Source organism: Microbacterium mcarthurae (assembly GCF_046064585.1).
GTDB lineage: Bacteria > Actinomycetota > Actinomycetes > Actinomycetales > Microbacteriaceae > Microbacterium > Microbacterium mcarthurae.
Window position 1 is genome coordinate 138,777 of sequence record NZ_JAROCE010000003.1, and the last position, 19,565, is coordinate 158,341.

21 protein-coding genes are annotated in these 19,565 nt (G+C 69.3%); 16 read left to right on the forward strand and 5 right to left on the reverse strand.

Going from position 1 to position 19,565, the window contains the following annotated elements:
* The first annotated feature begins 207 nt into the window (after positions 1 to 207).
* From P5G46_RS10685 to P5G46_RS10705, 5 genes are all read left to right on the forward strand, one after another.
* Complete coding sequence (locus P5G46_RS10685; RefSeq protein ID WP_408905688.1) at positions 208 to 1,500, forward strand: ABC transporter substrate-binding protein; 1,293 nt, start codon at positions 208 to 210, stop codon at positions 1,498 to 1,500.
* Between the two features lie 71 nt (positions 1,501 to 1,571).
* A complete protein-coding gene (locus tag P5G46_RS10690; RefSeq protein WP_408905689.1) occupies positions 1,572 to 2,501 on the forward strand; it encodes a carbohydrate ABC transporter permease in 930 nt (309 codons plus the stop codon).
* 1 nt (position 2,502) lies between these two features.
* Positions 2,503 to 3,348: a carbohydrate ABC transporter permease gene (locus P5G46_RS10695; protein ID WP_408905690.1), complete on the forward strand. Its 846-nt coding sequence runs from the start codon at positions 2,503 to 2,505 to the stop codon at positions 3,346 to 3,348.
* A 34-nt stretch (positions 3,349 to 3,382) separates the two neighbouring features.
* Positions 3,383 to 4,246, forward strand: a complete 864-nt coding sequence (locus P5G46_RS10700) for a ketose-bisphosphate aldolase (RefSeq protein ID WP_375094801.1) — start codon at positions 3,383 to 3,385, stop codon at positions 4,244 to 4,246.
* Between the two features lie 18 nt (positions 4,247 to 4,264).
* A complete protein-coding gene (locus P5G46_RS10705; protein WP_408905691.1) occupies positions 4,265 to 5,506 on the forward strand; it encodes an ADP-dependent glucokinase/phosphofructokinase in 1,242 nt (413 codons plus the stop codon).
* A gap of 19 nt (positions 5,507 to 5,525) precedes the next feature.
* Here the strand turns inward: P5G46_RS10705 and P5G46_RS10710 are convergent, their stop codons facing one another.
* Both P5G46_RS10710 and P5G46_RS10715 read right to left on the reverse strand, forming a co-directional pair.
* Positions 5,526 to 6,632 carry an FUSC family protein gene (locus P5G46_RS10710; RefSeq protein ID WP_408905692.1) on the reverse strand — a complete coding sequence of 369 codons (1,107 nt, stop codon included), beginning with the start codon at positions 6,630 to 6,632 and terminating at the stop codon, positions 5,526 to 5,528.
* Positions 6,633 to 6,708: 76 nt separating this feature from the next.
* Positions 6,709 to 7,674, reverse strand: a complete 966-nt coding sequence (locus P5G46_RS10715) for an alpha/beta fold hydrolase (protein WP_375094798.1) — start codon at positions 7,672 to 7,674, stop codon at positions 6,709 to 6,711.
* A 78-nt stretch (positions 7,675 to 7,752) separates the two neighbouring features.
* Here P5G46_RS10715 and P5G46_RS10720 point away from each other — a divergent pair, with 78 nt between their 5' ends.
* Positions 7,753 to 7,998 (forward strand): DUF3072 domain-containing protein, encoded by a 246-nt coding sequence (locus P5G46_RS10720; RefSeq protein ID WP_375094797.1) that lies wholly within the window; start codon positions 7,753 to 7,755, stop codon positions 7,996 to 7,998.
* Positions 7,999 to 8,018: 20 nt separating this feature from the next.
* Here P5G46_RS10720 and P5G46_RS10725 read toward each other — a convergent pair whose 3' ends face one another.
* Positions 8,019 to 8,498 carry a MarR family transcriptional regulator gene (locus P5G46_RS10725; protein WP_375094796.1) on the reverse strand — a complete coding sequence of 160 codons (480 nt, stop codon included), beginning with the start codon at positions 8,496 to 8,498 and terminating at the stop codon, positions 8,019 to 8,021.
* 147 nt (positions 8,499 to 8,645) lie between these two features.
* Here P5G46_RS10725 and P5G46_RS10730 point away from each other — a divergent pair, with 147 nt between their 5' ends.
* Together P5G46_RS10730 and P5G46_RS10735 are read left to right on the forward strand one after the other, a co-directional pair.
* Positions 8,646 to 9,191: a MarR family winged helix-turn-helix transcriptional regulator gene (locus P5G46_RS10730; protein WP_375094795.1), complete on the forward strand. Its 546-nt coding sequence runs from the start codon at positions 8,646 to 8,648 to the stop codon at positions 9,189 to 9,191.
* 87 nt (positions 9,192 to 9,278) lie between these two features.
* Entirely contained in the window at positions 9,279 to 9,533 is a 255-nt protein-coding gene (locus P5G46_RS10735) for a three-helix bundle dimerization domain-containing protein (RefSeq protein ID WP_239275807.1), read from the forward strand.
* A gap of 1 nt (position 9,534) precedes the next feature.
* Here the strand turns inward: P5G46_RS10735 and P5G46_RS10740 are convergent, their stop codons facing one another.
* A complete protein-coding gene (locus P5G46_RS10740) occupies positions 9,535 to 9,852 on the reverse strand; it encodes a DUF7882 family protein (protein WP_239275805.1) in 318 nt (105 codons plus the stop codon).
* A gap of 109 nt (positions 9,853 to 9,961) precedes the next feature.
* Here P5G46_RS10740 and P5G46_RS10745 point away from each other — a divergent pair, with 109 nt between their 5' ends.
* On the forward strand, positions 9,962 to 10,279 hold the full coding sequence (locus P5G46_RS10745; protein ID WP_239275803.1) for a DUF7882 family protein: 318 nt from the start codon (positions 9,962 to 9,964) through the stop codon (positions 10,277 to 10,279).
* Between the two features lie 2 nt (positions 10,280 to 10,281).
* On the opposite strand, the gene P5G46_RS10750 is transcribed toward P5G46_RS10745, so the two are convergent.
* Positions 10,282 to 10,608, reverse strand: coding sequence for a DUF7882 family protein (locus P5G46_RS10750; RefSeq protein WP_239275801.1), 327 nt, complete (start codon positions 10,606 to 10,608; stop codon positions 10,282 to 10,284).
* 118 nt (positions 10,609 to 10,726) lie between these two features.
* Between P5G46_RS10750 and P5G46_RS10755 the strand changes: the two genes are divergently transcribed.
* From P5G46_RS10755 to treZ, 7 genes are all read left to right on the forward strand, one after another.
* Positions 10,727 to 10,864, forward strand: coding sequence for a hypothetical protein (locus tag P5G46_RS10755; protein WP_239275799.1), 138 nt, complete (start codon positions 10,727 to 10,729; stop codon positions 10,862 to 10,864).
* A gap of 42 nt (positions 10,865 to 10,906) precedes the next feature.
* Positions 10,907 to 11,584, forward strand: coding sequence for a GTP pyrophosphokinase (locus P5G46_RS10760; RefSeq protein WP_408905693.1), 678 nt, complete (start codon positions 10,907 to 10,909; stop codon positions 11,582 to 11,584).
* A gap of 22 nt (positions 11,585 to 11,606) precedes the next feature.
* A complete protein-coding gene (locus tag P5G46_RS10765) occupies positions 11,607 to 12,458 on the forward strand; it encodes a transposase (RefSeq protein ID WP_408905694.1) in 852 nt (283 codons plus the stop codon).
* Positions 12,455 to 12,952 carry a glutaminase gene (locus tag P5G46_RS10770; protein WP_375094792.1) on the forward strand — a complete coding sequence of 166 codons (498 nt, stop codon included), beginning with the start codon at positions 12,455 to 12,457 and terminating at the stop codon, positions 12,950 to 12,952. The genes P5G46_RS10765 and P5G46_RS10770 overlap by 4 nt, the downstream gene beginning before the upstream one ends.
* 64 nt (positions 12,953 to 13,016) lie before the next feature.
* Positions 13,017 to 15,239: a glycogen debranching protein GlgX gene (gene glgX, locus P5G46_RS10775; protein ID WP_375094791.1), complete on the forward strand. Its 2,223-nt coding sequence runs from the start codon at positions 13,017 to 13,019 to the stop codon at positions 15,237 to 15,239.
* 6 nt (positions 15,240 to 15,245) lie between these two features.
* Entirely contained in the window at positions 15,246 to 17,672 is a 2,427-nt protein-coding gene (gene treY / locus P5G46_RS10780) for a malto-oligosyltrehalose synthase (RefSeq protein WP_375094790.1), read from the forward strand.
* Positions 17,673 to 17,774: 102 nt separating this feature from the next.
* On the forward strand, positions 17,775 to 19,526 hold the full coding sequence (gene treZ, locus P5G46_RS10785; RefSeq protein WP_375094789.1) for a malto-oligosyltrehalose trehalohydrolase: 1,752 nt from the start codon (positions 17,775 to 17,777) through the stop codon (positions 19,524 to 19,526).
* Positions 19,527 to 19,565: the final 39 nt, after the last annotated feature.

The following is a 19,565-nucleotide window of genomic DNA, read 5'->3' on the forward strand; positions in this document are numbered from 1 at the left end:
AACGGCACGACAGTTTTCCGCCGATTTCGGCATGAAACGGCATAAATTTGCGGTAACCGCGCCTCCTTTGTGCCGTTGCGTGCCGAAAAGATCACGAATCTGCATCGCTCGCTTGACGAGTGCCGCACTTCCGCGCATACTCATGCTGAAAGATGCAAGAACGCGCAGAACAGCGCGAAATACAGCAGATCTCAATGAGGAGAAACGATGGACAACAGCGGGCGCGGGCGTAGGAACGCCATCAAGCTCGTCGGTGCCGCCGCGGCGGCCACGACCCTCCTGGCCATGGCGGGATGCTCGTCGAACTCGGCCGCTCCCGAAGGCGACGGCGATGTCACGCTCGAATTCGCCCAGTGGTGGGAGCCCGAGCTGCCCGACGGCGAATTCCGGGCGCTCATCGACCAGTTCGAGGAGGAGAACCCGGGGATCACGGTCGAGCTCGTCAGCGGTCCGTACGCCTCGACCAAGGAACAGCTCTTCGCGGGCGCGGCCTCGGGAACGATGCCGGACGTCGTCGGGCTCGACGGTGCGTGGGTGAGCGACTTCGCTCAGCAGGGCGTCATCGCCGATCTGTCCCAGCTCATGAGCGACGCCGGGTACGACGACAGTCAACTGGCCAGCCAGATCCAGGTCGACGGCAGCACCTACATGATCCCCGTCGTCAACTTCGTCTACCCGATGTTCACGAACGACGCGCTGCTCGCGCAGGCGGGGGTCACCACCCCGCCGTCCACGCGCACCGAGTTCGCCGACGCGGCGAAGAAGATCTCGGCCCTGGGCGGAGACGTCTCCGGGTGGGTGCTGCCGCTCTCGCTCGAGGCCCCCAACGGTGTGCAGAACGACGTCATGTCCTGGGTCTGGGCCTCGGGCGGCTCCATGCTCAAGGATGGACAGCCCGACCTCACCGGCGCCGACGTGACCTCGGCGGCCGACTACGTCCAGCAGCTGTGGGACGACGGCGTCATCGCACCGGGATCGTTCACGATGAAGGAGCAGGACAAGGTCGAGGAGTTCACCAACGGCCGAGTCGGCATGATGATCGACTCGCTCGCGCACATCAACCTCATCCGCGAATCGAACCCCGACCTCGCCTTCTCGATCTCGGCCATCCCCGCCGAGGACGGCTTCACCGGGGAGCGCGGCATCCCCTACGCGTCGTGGGGCATCGGCGTCGCCGAGAACTCCGAGCACAAGGATGCCGCCTTCAAGCTCGTCGAGTTCCTGATGGGCAAGGACGTCAACTCCGAGCTGTCGACGATGGCCAAGGCGTTCCCCGGGAACACCGAGTCGGAGCCGACCTTCGTCCAGGATGACGAGCTGTTCCAGACGGCGTTCGAGATCTACAAGGACGGTTACCCGGCCAACGAATTCACCGGCCTGCCCGTCGCCGAGGAGCTCATGCGCCTGTTCGGGGAGCAGTTCCAGTCGGCACTGGACGGACAGCAGTCCATGAGCGACGCGCTCGAGAAGGCCCAGGACGAATGGGCCGCGAAGTTCTGAACCGACGCTGACACGGGATGCCGCACCGCCACCGTCCGCGGTGCGGCATCCCCGTCAGGAAGGCCCACACCATGACCATGCGCACTCTCACACCCCCCGACACCGAGCTGATCGTCACGGGTCGTCCGGCCTCGCGGCGCACCCGTCAGCTCCGCAAGGCCTCGGAGGCGTACGCCTTCCTGTCGCCGACCCTGATCCTGCTGTTCGTCCTGATGATCGTGCCGATCGTCATGGTCATCGGCTACTCCTTCCAGGACAACGTCATCACCAACAGGAACCCCGAGTTCGTCGGTGCCGACAACTACGTCACGGTCCTGACCGACCCGGGCTTCTGGAAGGCCACCGGCAACACCCTGTTCTTCACGCTCACCAGCGTCGCCGCCCACCTCGTCCTCGGGCTCACCTTCACGATGCTCCTGAACAGCCGGCTCATCGGGGCCGTGCCGCGGGCGATCTTCCGCGGTCTGTACGTGCTCCCGTGGCTGTTCACCGTCGCCGTGATCGCCGTGCTGTGGCGCATGCTCCTGGCGCCGAACGGCATCGTGAACTTCCTGGCCAGCACCGACATCGAGTGGCTCGCCTCGCCGCAGCTGGCCCTCGGCACGGTCACGTTCATCAACATCTGGGCCGGTTACCCGTTCTTCATGGTCAGCTTGCTCGCGGGGCTCCAGGGCATCCCGAGCGATCTCTACGAGGCGGCCACCGTCGACGGCGCGAGCCCGGCGCAGCGCTTCTGGAACGTCACGATCCCGCAGCTGCGGCCCATCATCGTCAGCCTCGTCCTGCTCGACCTCATCTGGACCTCTCAGCAGTTCGCGCTGATCTGGCTCACCACCGGCGGTGGTCCGATCGACGTGACCGAGATGCTCAGCACCTACACCTACAAGCTCGCGTTCGCGACCTACGACTTCTCGCTCGCGTCGACCTCGGCGGTCCTCGTGCTGGCAATGTCGATGATCCTCGCGGTGCTCTACGTCCGCCACCAGAAGGCGAGGGACTGACATGGCCATGACCACCCTGACGCGTATGCGCGTCGCCAGGACCGGGGTCTTCGTCGGGCTCGTGCTCGGAGCGGTGTTCGCCGCCGGGCCGGTCCTGTGGATGCTCTCGAGCTCGTTCAAGTCGAACACGCAGATCTTCGAGCTGCCGCCCCGGCTGATCACCGAGACCTTCTCGTTCGACGCCTACGTGCAGATCTTCACCACGCCCGAGACGGTGCGCTTCTTCATCAACAGCTACGTCGTGGCCGGAGCGGTGACGGTCCTCACGCTGCTCGTCGCCATCCAGGCCGCCTACGCCTTCAGCCGCTTCGAGTTCCGCGGGAAGCGCATCGTCAACGTGATCATCGTCAGCGTCCAGGCCGTCCCGCCGATCACGCTGCTCATCCCGTACTTCGGCCTCATGGTGACGCTCGGTCTGTACAACACCTACCCGGGGCTGATCCTCACGTACATGGTGTTCACGCTGCCGTACGCGATCATCATGATGACCGGGTACTTCAACACCCTGCCGAAAGAACTGGACGAAGCCGTCCGCGTCGACGGCGCCGGCTCGTTCACCGCACTATGGCGGGTGCTCGTGCCGATCTCCATCCCCGGCATCGTTTCGGTCGGCATCTACACGTTCATGATCGCGTGGAACGAGTTCCTGTTCGCGCTGACCCTCACGCGCACCATCGACATGCGCACGGTGCCCATCGGCATCCAGCTGCTCATGGGCCAGCACTCGTACGAGTGGAACCAGATCATGGCGATGAGCATCCTCGGCTCGATCCCGGTGCTCGTGCTCTTCCTCTTCTTCCAGCGCTTCTTCATCAGCGGCCTCACGGCCGGCTCGGTGAAGAGCTGATCCCGCCTACCCACCCCCGAACAAGGAGAAATCCGTGCTCTACACCGGCAAGTCCATCCTCGACGTGGCGAACGCCCACCGCTTCGCCATCCCGGCCTTCAACATCAGCGACTGGGCGATGTTCACCGGGATCATGGACATCAGCGAGGAGAAGAACGCTCCGGTCATCATCGCGATCCACCCCGACGAGGTCTCGCACATCACGACCGACCTCATCCCCGCGATGCACGCGCGGGCGCACCGGTCGAGCGTTCCCGTCGCGATCCACTGGGACCACGGCGGGTCCTTCGATCAGATGATCACCGCGATCCACTCGGGCTTCACCTCGGTGATGATCGACGCGTCTCTCGAGCCTTTCGAGCAGAACGTGGCCCTCACGCGCAAGGTCGTCGAAGCGGCGCACGCCGCCGGCATCCAGGTCGAGGGCGAACTCGGCACGATCGGGGCGAACGACAGCTACGGCGAGTCCGGCGCGGCCGAGATCATCTACACCAACGTGGAAGACGCGGTGCGCTTCGTCGAGCAGACCGGGGTCGACAGCCTCGCGATCGCCATCGGCACCTCGCACGGCCTCTACCCGGCCGACAAGAACCCCGAGCTGCGGCACGACCTGCTCGAGGAGATCAAGGCCGCCGTCGGCATCCCGCTCGTGCTGCACGGGGGTTCGAGCAACCCCGACGCCGAGCTGCGCCGTGCCGTCGAACTGGGCGTGAACAAGATCAACATCTCCAGCGACATCAAGGTCGCGTACCACGACCGGATGCGCGAGGTGCTCGGCACCGACCGGCGCCTCCGCGAGCCGAACGCGATCCAGCCGGAGCCCATCGGCGCGATGAAGGTCACGGCGGCGGAGAAGATCGACCTGTTCGGCGCCGCCGGTAAGGCCGGCCTCTACTGATCGGGGAGGATCGCCGTCATGGCTGAAGACCTCGTCCTCGGGCTCGGCGGAACCGTCGATTACGAGATCCGGTGGGATGCCGCCGTGCTCAGCGCCCTCGCGGCGGAGTACGAAATCCACCGCGACGAACTGAACAGCACGACGCCGATCATCGACGAGCGGGCGCTCGTGGTGACCGTGCTCGCCTTCCTCGCCACCGGCGGGGGAGGCGAGCGGTTCGTCCTGAGCTCGGAGATCATCGAGCGCTTCGCCGCCCGCTTCGACACCGCGGTGACGCTCGGCGGAACGGGGGTGCGCGCCGGGATCGCGTTGGACCGGATCGGTGTGCCCACCGTCCAGCACCTGGTGAGCATCGACGACACCGTGCGGCGCCTCCTTCCCCGCTCGATGCGGGTGGTGTCCTCCGCCACCCGCGACACGCTCGACCCTCACCTCATCGTCCAGTACCCGGCGGGCACGACCGTCGCGCTCGCGGACACGACGGTGACGGCCCCCGCGGCCAACCGCGTCATCCTCGCCAACGACGCACCGAACCGCGAGATGGCGATCGCCGACGGCCTCGGGGACGCCCTCGCCGGGGCGGCGGCGTTCCTGATCTCGGGATTCAACACGATGCAGGATGCCGCCCTGCTCGATCGGCGTCTCGACGACCTCGTCGCGGCGATGCAGCGCCTGCCACGCGAAGCCCTGGTCTACTACGAGGACGCGGGGTTCTACCACCGCTCGTTCGCGGCAGACGTGCGCCGGCGGCTGCTCGATCGGATCGACGTCTACGGCATGAACGAGGACGAGCTGCAGGAGTACGTGGGCCGCCCGGTCGACCTGCTGGAGCCCGAGGACGTGGTCGCCGCGCTCGCCGAGGTGCACGCCCTCATTCCGGTGCCGGCCCTGGTCGTGCACACCGCGTGCTGGGCTGTCGCGGTCGGACCCGCCGCCGGCCGGCATCGTGCGAGCCTGGAGAGCGCGGTCCGCACCGCCGCGACGCGCTACCGCGTCGGCGATGGCTGCACACCCGCCGATCTCGACGCCACCGCGCGGCTGCCGCGCCACCCGGGCGGCACGGTCGTGGTCGCCGAGGTCGAACGGCGGATGCCGTCCGCCGGCGTCGCCGGCTATGTCGTGGATGTCGCCCGCCCGACGACGATCGGCCTCGGCGACACGTTCGTCGGGGGCTTTCTCGCCGCGGTCCCGGCGGCGGCGCGGATCGCGGCCGAGGTCGCCGTCGCGCGGGCGCTGGCCGCGGTCACGCCGACGGCGTGACGGCCTTCGCGCGAGGCGGTCAGCCCCGCGGTCGGTCCTCCGCTCTCTCCGCGAGCGGGCGGCAGGCATCGATGACCCGCCGCAGGATGACGCCCGCATCCCAGCGATCGAGGGTGACCGCGCGGTCCTCGCTCTTCTCGACGCCCATCCTGCTCACGCGGACGACGTAGTCATCGAGCGCGGCATCGGCATCGTCCAGCCGGAGCGCGGCGGTGTCGGTCCCCGCGCGGTCTGAGACCATGCCGGCGACCGCTCGGATCGTCGTCGCCAGGGAGTGTCGGACGTCGGTGGGCAGCCGCTCGTCGACGTCATCGGCTTCGGTGAGCTCGGCGACCGCGGCGGTCAGCTCGCGGGTGGCCTCGGCGGCGACGGCCAGGGCCTCCAGGCGTCGCTGATGCGCGTCGCGCGGCAGGCTCGATCGGCGACCCCGCGGGTTGTACCGGCGACTCTCGTCGGCCAGCTCGACCTCTTCCCGCACGTCGGCGAGCGCGTCCGCGAGCCGCCTGGCGGCCGCGCGGGCGGGCTCGGGATCGAAGGCATGTCCGGCGAGCGCGTCGGCCATCTCGCGCAGTGCGTCACCGAGGCCGGCGCGAAGCGCAACCAGTCGATCTTCCGCCTGGCGGAGGTGAAGGGGCGGGATGACGACGAGGTTGACCACGACGCCGACGAGAACGCCGAATGCCACGGTGATGAGATACGACGACGAGTAGCCGTCGGGATCGGCCCCGCCCAGGAGGAGGACGAAAAGGCCCGCGATCGCCACCCACTCCCGGCCGGACCCGAGCGAGCGAAGACCCGCCAGGAGCACGCCCAAACCGACGACCGCCGCCACCGCGATGATCCGCGGCATCCCGGCACCCACGAGCGCCTGAGCCCCGAGGCCGAGGCCGATGCCGACGGCGAGACCGATGAGGGTCTGCAGCCCGCTGAACGCCGACCGCGCGATCGTCGGGTACATGCTGACGAGCACGCCCAGGGGGGCGTAATAGGAGTATTCGTTCTGCGCGAAGGGGACCAGCGGGGCCAGGTACCAGGCGAGCGCCGCGGCGCCCGCCGTCTTGAAAGCGAGAAGGAGGCGGTCGGCGGACGCCGCCTCTCTCCACCGCGGGCGATCGAGGGAAGCCATTTCCCCATCGTCGCGAATGAGCGTGTCCGCGGTCACGGGCTTGATCACCGTGTCGGCGGCGGGTAGCTCGCGGCGGTCAGCGTCGCGATACGTACGCACGCCATAGCAGCCGGGCGTGCCGGGCCTTGGCCCGCTCGACCCCGCGCTCGTCGCGGCGCAGGGCGCTGACCCACTCCGCGATGCGGCTGGCGGTGGCATCCAGGATCATCCGCACGTCCGTGTGACGCGCGGGGGGCACGCGCGCTTCGGCGGCCGACAGGCGCCCCCGAGCGGGCAGCTCGTCGTCGAGGTGGCGCATCACGAGGCGGGCGACGCCGACGGCGTGCCCGTTCACGATGGAGTGGGCGGCTCCGCGGATCTCCCATCGGCGGGCGTCTCGCGCGCGAGCCGCGAGGCGGGAGTGCAGCCGCCGAGGTGACGGGCGATCGTACTCGCCCCGGATCAGGAGGAGGTGCGCGCGAGCCGCGCCGATGCGGTCCGAGATGCGGTAGCGGAGCATGTGGGGCAGCACCTCGAAGAAGTACAGGAAACCGCACAACAGGTAGGCCGAGGCCGCCATCACCGCGATGTGCAGCGATTCCCGTGCCGTCGATTGGACGAAGCGCACGGCCTGCACGAGGGCCGACGCCTCGGCCTCGTCGACGACGGGGCTCACCAGCACCGCGTGCGTGAGGTCGTCGCGACGGGCGAGGACCTCCGTCACCACCTGGGTTCCCATCGAATGGCCGAGGAGCACGGGGTTCTCCAACCGATACCTCTCCAGGACGCCCTCGACCTGGTCGGCGAAGAATCCCGCGGTCGGTTCGTCTCCGGAGGGCGGCATCCCGGCGAATCCGGGCAGATCCAGCGCGTAGACGTCGCCGTGCTCGGCGAGCAGGGGCGCGAGGAACTCGAAGTAGCTCGCGGCGACGCCGATGCCGGCGATCAGGACGAAGGCCCGGTCTTTCGCGGCTCCCGTCGACACGATCGTCACTCTCGTCTGGGCGGTTCCCTGTCGGAAGGTCTCCACCTCGACGTGGGCGGGGCGGTCGTCCTCGGGCATCACACCAGGATGCCGCACTCGCCGAGGGCGCCTGTCAATCCCGGTCGCGCGCCCTGACCCGACCCCTAGCCTGGCGCCATGACCGATGCCCCTCGTGACCACGAAGAAGAGACTCTCGGCGCCCCCCGTGAGGCAGCCAACCCGGCGGAGAAGGACCCGTCCGACTGGGTCACCGGCGACGAGCCGATGACCGCGCCGCAGCGCAGCTACATCGACACTCTCGCCCGCGAGGCGGGGGAGGAGATCCCCGCCGATCTGACCAAGGCGGAGGCGTCCGAGCAGATCGAGCGCCTGCAGCAGGAGACCGGCCGCACGAACGGATGAGCGGACGCCCGTCCCGCCGGTCAGGCGGGGCGGGCTTCTTGCTCGCGGGGGCGGAGCCGGGCGATCTCTCGCGTCTCGACCCGCGCGACCTCATCGAGGAAGTCCCTCACGACGCGGCGCTCGGGGGCGTCCAATTGGGCCGCGGCCGCGGCCACCGACGCCCTGCGCACGGACAGCAGGCGTCGCGCCGGCGAGGATTCGTCGATCGTGGCGCGCACCACGATGGAGCGACGGTCCCCCGGGAAGGGGATGCGCTCCACCCACCCGGCGTCGGCCAGGCGGTCGATGAGGGCGGTGGTGGCTGCAGACGAGATCCCCAGCATTTCCGCGAGGAGGCGGGGAGTCACCTGCTCCCCGCTGTGATCACGGTCGAGCAGGAAGCGCAGAACCTTGGCGTCGTTGGGGCCGATGCCCAGTGACTGCAGAGCGATGCGCTCGGATGCGGCGCCCGATTCGGAGAGGTTGTCGATCGCCTTCACCACGTCGTGCTCGGTGGTCATTCGCTTCGTCACCCCCGGACGGGATATCTCGTGTTCCGTTTATCTCTTGTCTCGATCAAGTAGATTGCCGATATATTCACCATCGTACCTGTCAGGCACGCGTACAGACAGGGGCCTCTTCGTGCCTCTCTGACATAGGATGCCGGGGTGGAGAACGGCTCGCATTCGTCGCGCTACTGGTACGGCGTGACCGAAGAGGACCGCCGTCGACGTGCCGTCGAGGTGCTGCAGGCCTTCCGCGTGTACCGCGCGGCCGAGGTGGCGATGCGGCGTCGCACGCGCGAATCGATGTCGATGGGCGAGAACGAGCTGCTCGTTCTGCGGTACCTCCTCCGGGCCACCGGCCAGGGCCGGTTGGTCTCACCGAGCGAACTGACGCGCTACCTCGGCGTCTCGACGGCGTCGACCACCGCCATCATCGATCGCCTGGAGAAGTCCGGCCACGTCACGCGCGTGCCCCACCCCACCGACCGTCGCAGCATCCACGTGGTCGCTACGGCGGCCAGCGATGCCGAGGTGCGCGCGACGCTCGGTTCGATGCATTCCCGCATGATGGCGGCCGTGGTCGACATGACGCCCGAGGAGTGCGCGACCGTGATCGCCTGTCTGGCGCGTCTGCAGGATGCCGTCGACCAGGTCGACCCCCACCCCGAGGGGGCGGGCGTTCCGGTCGACGCCGATGCGGCCCTGTGACGGATACCCGCGCCGCATAAGAAACTAGGAAGCCTAGTTTAATTCTGAGTATTAGGAATAGTGTTCGGTCCGTGAAACCATGAGGGCATGGACGACAACGCCATTGAGCCGCGCACTCGCGTGACCGCCGTCGACGCCGTCCATGCGGTCGATGGTGTGCCGGTGGCATCCCTCCGCTCCGTCGTCTCGCGCTTGCGTCGTGACTACCCCGGCGAAGACCCCGCGCATGTCGAAACCGTCGTGCTGCGCGAGTGGGAGGCTTTCTCGGCCGGGCGGCCACTGGTCATCCCCACGGCCGTCGAAGAGGGCGCGCGCGAGATCCTCGACCAGCGCAGCGCCTGAGTCAGGCGCTCGATTCCTCCGTCCCCGGCTCGGGGACGAGGAGCAACCCGCCGGAGGAGTTGGCGGAGTTCGCCAGTTCCTCGACCCACGCGCGGCTGAGAAGAGCCGGCTCGGGATCGTCGAAGACGAAACGCAGGGGGATCGAGGGGTGCAGCCACACCGTGCTGCGACCGACCTCTTGACCCGGCCCATGCGTCCAGGACAGCGTGAAGCTCTCCCCGCGCCGGAGCTTGGTCGCGATGACGACTTTCACGTGCGCAAGCGCACGATCCTCGATCTCGATGGGGGTCGCAATGTCCCCGTAGTAGAGCGTTCCCACTGCTTCACGGTATCGGCGGGTCCGGCCGTTGCGCCGGGGGGTTGATTCCGAGGACCGTGACGTGGCACCGCACAGCGGCAGGACACCGCTCTCGGATAGGCTCCCTGTCATGGGCCGATTCATCTACGACACCGTCGCGAACGCCGTCGACATCGATGACCGCACGCTGGCGCACCTGCGAATCGTGGTCATGAACAAGCTGCGCCGCTCCGAGTCGTTCATGTTCGACGTCGAGGTCGGAGACGGAAGCGGTCGCCGCAGCTTCTGGATGCACCCGTCGGTGCCGATCCAGTTCCACTTCTACGGCAGCCGTCAGCCGCGGATCAACCGCGTCTGGGTGGAAGACCTCATGCTCGCGGCATCCGGTCCCAATGGCCTGTCGATCACGCCCGAACCTTCGGAGGACACCCTCGTCGAAGAGGGCTGACCTCAGCGCCGGGGCGCCTCTTCGGCGGGCGCCACGTCCTCGGGCACGAGCATGATGCCGCCCGATGAGTTCGCCGACTCCGCGAGGCGTTCGATCCACTCGCGGCTGAGGGTGGTGGGCTCGGCTTCGTCGAACACGAAGCGGAGCGGGATCGCCGGATGCAGCCACAGCGTGCTGCGCCCCCGCGGCTGGTCCTCGGGGTGCTGCCACGAGAGCGTGAAGCTCTCGCCGCGACGCAGCTTCGTCGAGATGACGACCTTGAGGTGTGCCAGCGCGCGGTCCTCGATGTGGACCGACGTGCCGCCTCCGCCGTAGAAGATCGTGCCCATACTCACCACGATACCGGCGGTTCACCCGGGGGCTAAGCGTCCGGCAGCGGGGTGTCAAGGCCACCCGTTGCGCCCTGCGGCTCTGCGATCGTGGAGGCAACCACGGAAGGATGCCACCGTGCGCGACCCCCGCCTCCCCTCTGTTCCCGACCCTGACGACCCGGGCGAGCTCCCCGAGATCTTCGCTCAGCTCACGGCGATCGACGTGGTGGACGGCGAGCTCATCCCCCGGGATGCCACTCCGCAAAGCGGGTGAGCTCTCAGCGCCTTCGTAGGCGCGGTCGGTACCGTCGGGGCCATGTCCGACCCGCTGGACGAGCAGCAGATCACGATGTCCGGTGCGTCCCTGCGTGCGCTGCGCGACGAGTTCCAGCGCTTCCTCATGGAGTACCGCTTCGGACTCGCCGAGGTCGAGACGAAGATCTCGATCCTCCGCGAGGAGTTCCAGGAGATGCACGCCTACAACCCGATCGAGCACGTCTCCAGCCGCGTGAAGTCGCCGGACAGCCTCGTCGACAAAGTGCGCCGCAAAGGGATCGAGCCCGACTTCGACTCCATCCGTAGCGCGATCACCGACATCGCCGGCATCCGGATCACGTGCAGTTTCGTCGACGACGCGTACCGCCTCTCGCGGCTGTTGACCCAGCAGGACGACATCACCGTGCGCGATGTGAAGGACTACATCGCCCGCCCGAAGGCGAACGGGTACAAGAGCCTGCACGTCATCGTCGAGGTGCCCGTCTACTTGTCGACAGGTCGCGTCGACGTGCCCGTCGAGGTGCAGTTCCGCACGATCGCGATGGATTTCTGGGCGAGCCTCGAGCACAAGATCTACTACAAGTACGACCGGCTCGTGCCCGACGATCTCCTCGCCGAACTGAAGGATGCCGCCGACACCGCGGCGGAGCTCGACGCGCGCATGGAGCGCCTGCACCGACAGATCCGCGGGCCGCGGCCCGGGGTGGTCCCGCTCTGATTCCGCGGGCCACAATGGAGGGATGAGCGACGCGGCGACCCTCCTCGACGAGGTGGCGGCCGACCTGCTCGCCCTTCCCCCGGCGCAGTTCACCGCGGCGCGCAACGCCCGTGCCGAGGAGGTGGGCGGGGCGGCAGGGCGCCGCATCGCGAAGCTGCGCAAGCCCACCCTCGCGGCGTGGGCGGTCAATCTGCTGGCGCGCGACGGACAGCTGGCCGAGGCCGTCGAACTGTCGCACGCGCTGCGTGAGGCTCAGGACGATGCGGATGCCGCCGAGCTCACGCGCCTCGGGCGGCAGCGACGGCAGCTGGTGGCGGCTCTCGCGCGACGCGCGGCCGACCTCGCCGCGGAGGCCGACTCGCCGTTGAGCCCGGCCATGCGGGACGCGGTGGAGAAGACCATCAACGCCGCGGTCATCGACCCCGATGCCGCCGCCCTCGTGCTCACGGGGCGTCTGATCGTCCCGATCGACCTCGCAGACGGCACCGATCCGTCGCGAGCGGTGGCCGGGTCGGTGCCGAACTGCCCGACGGTGGCGGACGCTCCTCACGAGCGGGACGACCTCGCGCAGCGCCGCGCCCGCAAGGCCGCGGAGCGCGCCGTGCGGGACGCCGAACGCGCGCGCTCCGACGCCGAGCGCGCCCTCTCGACGGCTCGCGCGCGCGAGACCACCGCGCGCGAGAAGGCCGACCGGGTGAGAGAACGTGTCGATGCTCTGCGCGCCGAGCTCGCGCGCGTCGAGCGGGACGCCGATGCCGCGGACACCGCCGTCGAGGCCGCCGAGGCGCAGACGGCGTCCGCGCGGGCGGACGCGACCGCCGCGGAGCGCACCCTCGAGCAGGCCCGGTCGGCTCTCGACGAGGCGACTCCGTGACCGCGGCGGGAGCCGCCCGCACGGCCGATCTGCTGGACGCGGCGCGTCGACGTCTCATCGATGCTCCCCGAGAACGGCTCGGCGAGCTGCAGGAGGGACGCCGGTTCTTCGGCATCCCTCGCGCTCCTCGCATCGTGGAGCGCGGCCGGGCGTGGCACCTCGGCGTGCTCCTGCTCACCGACGACTCGATCCTGGCCACGGGCGAGATCGTCCGCTCGCATGCCGAAGTCCGTCGGGGGTTCGCCGCCGAATCCCAGCGGCGCCGCGCCGAGCTCGCCGCCGCCGCCCATCGGGGCGGGGTGCCGGAGGGCGAGACGGTGCACATCGGGTGGCATCCGCTCGATCCCACCGGGACCGCGACCGGCGGTGCGGTTCTCGCCCTCCGCGGTGACGAGCCCGCCGTGCGGTGGAGCGCGCAGGGCGGCTATGTGCCGCTCGCTCGGTACCTCGACGAACGCATCGATCTGCTGCGGAACCCGCCCGAGCGCGCATAGTGCCCGCGGGGGGTGCTGTCAACGACGGTGCCCCCGTATCGGGCGGAAACTTTGCTGGTCTATCGTGAGCGACGTGCAACAGGTATGGCCAGGATCCAGTTATCCCCTCGGGGCCACGTATGACGGCAATGGGACGAACTTCGCCCTGTTCAGCGAGGGCGCCGAGCGCGTCGAGCTCTGCCTGTTCGACGAGGACGGGACGGAGACGTGCGTCGAGCTCGTGGACGTCGACGCGTTCGTGTGGCACGCGTACCTCCCGAACATCCAGCCGGGACAGCGCTACGGCTACCGCGTGCACGGCCCGTACGATCCCGCGAACGGCCAGCGGTTCAACCCGAGCAAGCTCCTCCTGGACCCCTACGCCAAGGCCGTCGAGGGGCAGATCGACTGGGGCCAGCCGGTCTTCAGCTACGAGTTCGGCGACCCGGACTCGTTCAACGACGAGGATTCGGCTGCCCACATGATGAAGGGCGTGGTCATCAACCCGTTCTTCGACTGGACCGGTGACCGTCACCCCAAGACCCCGTACGCCGAGAGCTTCATCTACGAAGCGCACGTGAAGGGGCTCACGCAGCTGCACCCGGACGTTCCCGAGGAGCTGCGGGGCACGTACGCGGGCATCGCGCACCCGGCCATCATCGACCACCTCCGCAAGCTCGGCGTGACGGCGATCGAACTCATGCCGGTCCACCAGTTCGTCAACGACTCCACCCTCGAAGAGAAGGGGCTGTCGAACTACTGGGGGTACAACACCATCGCGTTCCTGGCGCCCCAGAACACCTACTCCTCGACCGGTGACCACGGTCAGCAGGTGCAGGAGTTCAAGGCCATGGTCAAGGCGCTGCACGCGGCGGGTATCGAGGTCATCCTCGACGTGGTCTACAACCACACCGCCGAGGGCAACCACATGGGCCCGACCCTGTCGATGCGCGGCATCGACAACGAGGCCTACTACCGCCTCGAAGACGACGACAAGCGCTACTACACGGACTACACCGGAACCGGGAACAGCCTGAACGTCGGCAACCCGCACGCGCTGCAGCTCATCATGGACTCGCTGCGGTACTGGGTGCTCGACATGCACGTCGACGGCTTCCGCTTCGACCTGGCATCCACCCTGGCGCGGGAGTTCTACGACGTCGACCGGCTCGCGACCTTCTTCGAGCTCGTCCAGCAGGACCCGGTGGTCTCGCAGGTCAAGCTCATCGCCGAGCCGTGGGACGTCGGCCCCGGTGGGTACCAGGTCGGCAACTTCCCGCCCCAGTGGACGGAATGGAACGGCAAGTACCGCGACACCGTGCGCGACTTCTGGCGCGGCGAGCCGCAGGCGCTCGGCGAGTTCGCGTCGCGCCTGACGGGTTCGGCCGACCTGTACGAGCACTCCGGCCGGCGGCCCGTGGCATCCATCAACTTCGTCACCGCACACGACGGCTTCACCCTGCGCGACCTCGTTTCGTACAACGAGAAGCACAACGACGCCAACGGCGAGGACAACAACGACGGCGAATCGCACAACCGCTCCAGCAACATGGGCGTGGAGGGGCCGACGGACGACCCCGAAGTGCTCACGCGGCGTGCGCAGCAGCAGCGCAACTTCATCGCGACGCTGCTGCTGAGCCAGGGCGTGCCGATGCTGCTGCACGGCGACGAACTCGGCCGCACCCAGGGCGGGAACAACAATGGCTACGCGCAGGACAACGAGATCACATGGGTCGACTGGTCGAGCATCGACCACCCGCTCGTGGAGTTCACCGCGGCTCTCGCGCGCCTCCGCAAGGAGCACCCCACCTTCCGCCGCAGCCGGTTCTTCGACGGCCGGCCCGTCAAGATGGAGGAGGGCGACAACCTCCCCGACGTGGTGTGGCTGCGTCCCGACGGCACCCTCATGCAGCCCGAGGACTGGGACTCCGGCTTCGGTCGCGCGGTGGGCGTGTTCCTCAACGGCCAGGGCATCCGTGAGCGCGACCGTCGCGGCGAGACGATCAGCGACGACCACTTCCTGGTGCTTTTCAACGCCGGCGACGAGGCCGTCGACTTCCACGTGCCCGCGATCCAGTACTCGCCCGAGTGGGACGTGTACGTCGACACCGCGGGCGAGCGCGCCAACACCGAGCCGATCGCTCCCGGCGAGGCGCTGAAGCTCGAGCCGAAGTCGCTCATCGTGCTGCGCGAGCACCACCTGCCCGAGCCCGAGATCGACCACACCGTCGCCGCCTCGCTCACCGCGCAGATCGCCATCACCGCCACCGACGACCTGCCCGGGCAGGCACCCAAACCGGAGCTCTGATCCAGAATGCGGCATCCGCTTTCGACCTACCGCCTGCAGATCCGCGAATCCTTCCCCCTCGACACCGCCGCCGAGGTCACGGGCTATCTCCGTGACCTCGGGGTGTCGTGGGCGTACCTGTCGCCTCTTCTCGAGGCAACGCCGGGTTCGGATCACGGCTACGACGTCGTCGATGTCACGCGTGTCGACCCCGCGCGGGGCGGCGCCGAAGGGCTGGCACGGTTCGCCGACGCGGCGCGCGCGCAGGGACTCGGCATCCTGATCGACATCGTCCCGAACCACATGGGCGTCTCCGACCCCCGCGCGAACGCGTGGTGGTGGGACGTGCTGCGACAGGGGCGATCGTCCGCGCACGCCGACGCTTTCGACATCGATTGGGAGTTCGGCGACGGCAAGGTGCGGGTGCCCGTGCTCGGTGCCGACCTCGCCGAGGTGATCGACGAGATCTCGTACGACCCGACCCCCGCCCCCGACGCCCCCGACGGTCTCATCCGCTACTACGACCACGTGTTCCCGGTCGCTCCGGGGACGGGGACGGATGCCGCTGCCGCGGGCTCTCGCGATGCCGTCGCTGCCGTGCTCGAGGCGCAGAACTTCGAGCTGCGGTTCTGGCAGGACGAGGCCGCCGACCTGAACTACCGTCGCTTCTTCGCCGTCACGACCCTCGCCGGCGTGCGGGTCGAGCGGCCCGAGGTGTTCGAGGCCACGCACGCCGAGATCCTCCGCTGGGTGCGCGAAGGCCTGGCGGACGGCCTGCGCGTGGACCACCCGGACGGGCTCGTCGACCCGGGCGGGTACCTCGACCTCCTTGCCGCGGCGCTCACCGAGGCCGGTGGACCCGAGGCGGGCTATGTGCTGGTGGAGAAGATCCTCGAGCACGGCGAAGCGCTGCCCTCGTGGTGGAAGACCGCGGGGACCACCGGCTACGACGCGCTCGCCGAGATCGACCGCGTGCTCACCGACCCCGCGGGCGAAGCCGCGCTGGACGGACTCGATGCCCGTCTCCGCCGCGAGAGCGGGCTGCCCGAGCTGACCGGATGGCATGACCTCATCCACGACACCAAGCGGCGCATCGCCGACACGATCCAGGTGTCCGAGATCCGGCGCATCGTGCGCGGGCTGCCCGCGGCGCTGCGCGAGGAGTTCGACACGGAGGCGCTGCAGGACGCGCTCGCCGAGATCCTCGCGTGCTTCCCCGTGTACCGGTCCTACCTCCCCGCCGGCCGCCGGCACCTCGACGCCGCCGCGGGCGAGGCGGAGGTCCGCCGCCCCGAGCTCGGCGACGTCATCGAGAAGCTGGTGCCGGCCCTCGCCGACACCGACTTCGAGATCGCGTGGCGCTTCCAGCAGACCACGGGCCCGGTCATGGCCAAGGGCGTGGAGGACACCGCGTTCTACCGCTTCACGCGTCTCGGTTCGCTCACCGAGGTCGGCGGCGACCCGGGGCAGTTCTCGCTCGACGTGCCCGGATTCCACGCTGCTCAGGCCGGTCGTCAGGCGTCGTGGCCCACGGCCATGACGACGCTGTCGACGCACGACACCAAGCGCGGCGAGGACACCCGCGCGCGCATCGCGGTGCTCGCCGAGATCCCGGAGCGGTGGGGCGAGGTGCTCGAGGAGTTCCGCGGCATCGCCTCCACCGGGCACGGTCCGTTCGACGCGCTGCTGTGGCAGGCGATCGTCGGCGCGTGGCCGGCTTCGGCATCCACCTCCGACGGGCTGGCGGAGTACCGCGAACGTCTCCACGCGTATGCCGAGAAGGCCGCACGCGAGGCCTCCGAGGTCACCGGCTGGTGGGAGCAGGACGAGGCGTTCGAGGAGCGCATGCACGCCGTGGTCGATGCCGCCACCGGTCCCGCCGCGGCGCGTGTCCGGGCCTTCGTGGACGAGATCGCCGGCGACGGCTGGTCGAACGGCCTGGCGGCGAAGCTGCTGCAGATCGCCGGCCCGGGCGTGCCGGACGTCTACCAGGGCTCGGAGCTGTGGGAGCAGTCGCTCGTCGACCCCGACAACCGCCGCGCCGTCGACTTCGGCGAACGGGCGCGTCTGCTCGCGGAGATCGACGCCGACGGTGCGCACACCCCGACCGTGGACGAGAGCGGTCGCGCGAAGCTCCTCGTCACGTCGCGTGCGCTGCGCGTGCGGCGCGACTGCCCCGAGCGCTTCTCGCTGTACCGTCCGCTCGAGGCCGCGGGGCTGGCATCCGACCATGTCGTCGCGTTCGACCGCGGCGGCGTCTCGGCGGTCGCGACGCGCCTGCCGCACGGTCTGCGCGCGGCCGGGGGATGGCGCGACACCGTGCTGCTGCGTCCCGCCGTGCCCGCCGTCGACGTGCTGACGGGGCGCCGTTTCCCCGGCGGCCCGGTGCTGCTGTCGGACCTGCTGCAGGATCTGCCCGTGGCGCTGCTGGTCGACGAACCGGCCTGCCCCTGAGGCCGTGTCCACCCGCGCGAGTCGCCACGATTTGTCGCCTGCGGCTGGCCTGAGGCGACAAATTTTGGCGACTCGCGCGTGAGAACGAAGGAAGAGGATGCGATGACCATGGAGCTATGGGCACCCAAGGCCGACCGGGTGCGACTGCGGCGGCTGGACGAGAGCGGCGAGAGCGTCGTCGAAGACGTCGAACTCGTCGCGGGCACCGGTGGGTGGTGGCGCGCGGACGTGCACCTGGCCGACGGGGAGCGCTACGGCTTCGTCCTCGGCGACGGCGACGACCTGCGCCCCGACCCGCGATCGCGGCGGCAGCCGTCCGGCGTGCATGAGGCATCCGCGTGGTTCGACCCGTCGACCTTCACCTGGACGGATGCCGCCTGGACCGGGCGCCAGCTCGCGGGCGGCCTCATCTACGAGCTGCACCTCGGCACGTTCACGCCCGAGGGCACCCTGGATGCCGCGATCGAACGCCTCGACCACCTCGTCGACCTCGGCGTCACCCACGTCGAGCTGCTGCCGGTCAACGGCTTCAACGGCACGTGGAACTGGGGCTACGACGGCGTCCTCTGGTACACGGTGCACGAGGCGTACGGCGGGCCCGCCGCGTACCAGCGCTTCGTCGACGCCGCGCACGCCGCGGGGCTCGCCGTCGTGCAGGACGTGGTCTACAACCACCTCGGCCCGTCGGGCAACTACCTGCCCGAGTTCGGCCCGTACCTGCGCGAGGGCAGCCGCAACACGTGGGGCGACTCGGTCAACCTCGACGAGGACGCCGTGCGCGCGTACATCGTCGAGAACGCGCTCATGTGGATGCGCGACTACCACGTCGACGGACTCCGCCTGGATGCCGTGCACGCCCTGCTCGACGACCGCCCGGTGCACGTGCTGCAGGAGATCGCCGAGCGCACCGACGCCCTGTCGGCGCACCGCGGCATCCCGCTGACCACGATCGCCGAGTCGGACATGAACGACCCGAAGCTCATCCTGCCGCGCGAGGCCGGGGGCTACGGCCTCACCGCTCAGTGGTCGGACGACTGGCACCACACCGCCCACGTCGCCCTCACCGGCGAGACGATCGGGTACTACGAGGACTTCGCGGACCTCGCGGCGTTCGAAAAGGTGTCGGTGGGCGGTTTCTTCCACGACGGCACCTACTCGTCGTTCCGCGAGCGCACGCACGGTCACCCGATCCCCGCCGAGGTGCCGAACTGGCGGCTGGTGACCTTTGCGCAGGACCACGACCAGATCGGCAACCGCGCCGCCGGCGACCGCCTGTCGCAGGGACTGTCGTTCGACCGTCTCGCCGCCGCGGCCGTGCTGACGCTCACCGCCCCCGGCACGCCCATGCTCTTCATGGGCGAGGAGTGGGGCGCGAAGACCCCGTGGCAGTTCTTCACGTCGCACCCCGAGCCGGAGCTCGGCGAGGCGACGGCCAAGGGTCGCGTCGAGGAGTTCGAGAAGATGGGCTGGGACGAGTCCGTCGTCCCCGACCCGCAGGACCCCGAGACGTTTGAGCGCTCGAAGCTCGACTGGTCCGAGCCCGACTCGGACGGGCACGCCGAGCTGCTCGGGCTCTACCGCGAGCTGGCGAAGCTCCGCCGCGCGCGGCCCGAACTCACCGACCCCTCGCGCGAGGGGCTCGCGGCGCGCACCGTCGAGGCCGAGGGCGGACGCGTGTACGAGTTGCGGCGCCGAGACCTTGTCGTCGTGGTGAACCTCTCGGATGCCGAGGCGTCGGTGCCCGTGGCATCCGAGGCGGGTGTCCTGCTCGCGACCGTCGACGGCGTCGTCCTGGAGGATGCCACCCTCACGGTGCCGGCCGGGGGAAGCGCCATCGCCGCTCCCGCGCTCTGACGAACGACGCGAACGCCCCGCCGGACCTTCGGGTCGGGC

What these genes read in the sequence shown, in the direction of transcription:
- P5G46_RS10685 (WP_408905688.1), top strand. Translation starts at nt 208, where the DNA reads ATGGACAACAGCGGGCGCGGGCGTAGGAACGCCATCAAGCTCGTCGGT.
- P5G46_RS10690 (WP_408905689.1), top strand. Translation starts at nt 1,572, where the DNA reads ATGACCATGCGCACTCTCACACCCCCCGACACCGAGCTGATCGTCACG.
- P5G46_RS10695 (WP_408905690.1), top strand. Translation starts at nt 2,503, where the DNA reads ATGGCCATGACCACCCTGACGCGTATGCGCGTCGCCAGGACCGGGGTC.
- P5G46_RS10705 (WP_408905691.1), top strand. Translation starts at nt 4,265, where the DNA reads ATGGCTGAAGACCTCGTCCTCGGGCTCGGCGGAACCGTCGATTACGAG.
- P5G46_RS10710 (WP_408905692.1), bottom strand. Translation starts at nt 6,632, where the DNA reads ATGGCTTCCCTCGATCGCCCGCGGTGGAGAGAGGCGGCGTCCGCCGAC.
- P5G46_RS10715 (WP_375094798.1), bottom strand. Translation starts at nt 7,674, where the DNA reads ATGCCCGAGGACGACCGCCCCGCCCACGTCGAGGTGGAGACCTTCCGA.
- P5G46_RS10720 (WP_375094797.1), top strand. Translation starts at nt 7,753, where the DNA reads ATGACCGATGCCCCTCGTGACCACGAAGAAGAGACTCTCGGCGCCCCC.
- P5G46_RS10725 (WP_375094796.1), bottom strand. Translation starts at nt 8,498, where the DNA reads ATGACCACCGAGCACGACGTGGTGAAGGCGATCGACAACCTCTCCGAA.
- P5G46_RS10735 (WP_239275807.1), top strand. Translation starts at nt 9,279, where the DNA reads ATGGACGACAACGCCATTGAGCCGCGCACTCGCGTGACCGCCGTCGAC.
- P5G46_RS10745 (WP_239275803.1), top strand. Translation starts at nt 9,962, where the DNA reads ATGGGCCGATTCATCTACGACACCGTCGCGAACGCCGTCGACATCGAT.
- P5G46_RS10750 (WP_239275801.1), bottom strand. Translation starts at nt 10,608, where the DNA reads ATGGGCACGATCTTCTACGGCGGAGGCGGCACGTCGGTCCACATCGAG.
- P5G46_RS10760 (WP_408905693.1), top strand. Translation starts at nt 10,907, where the DNA reads ATGTCCGACCCGCTGGACGAGCAGCAGATCACGATGTCCGGTGCGTCC.
- P5G46_RS10765 (WP_408905694.1), top strand. Translation starts at nt 11,607, where the DNA reads ATGAGCGACGCGGCGACCCTCCTCGACGAGGTGGCGGCCGACCTGCTC.
- treY (WP_375094790.1), top strand. Translation starts at nt 15,246, where the DNA reads ATGCGGCATCCGCTTTCGACCTACCGCCTGCAGATCCGCGAATCCTTC.
- treZ (WP_375094789.1), top strand. Translation starts at nt 17,775, where the DNA reads ATGACCATGGAGCTATGGGCACCCAAGGCCGACCGGGTGCGACTGCGG.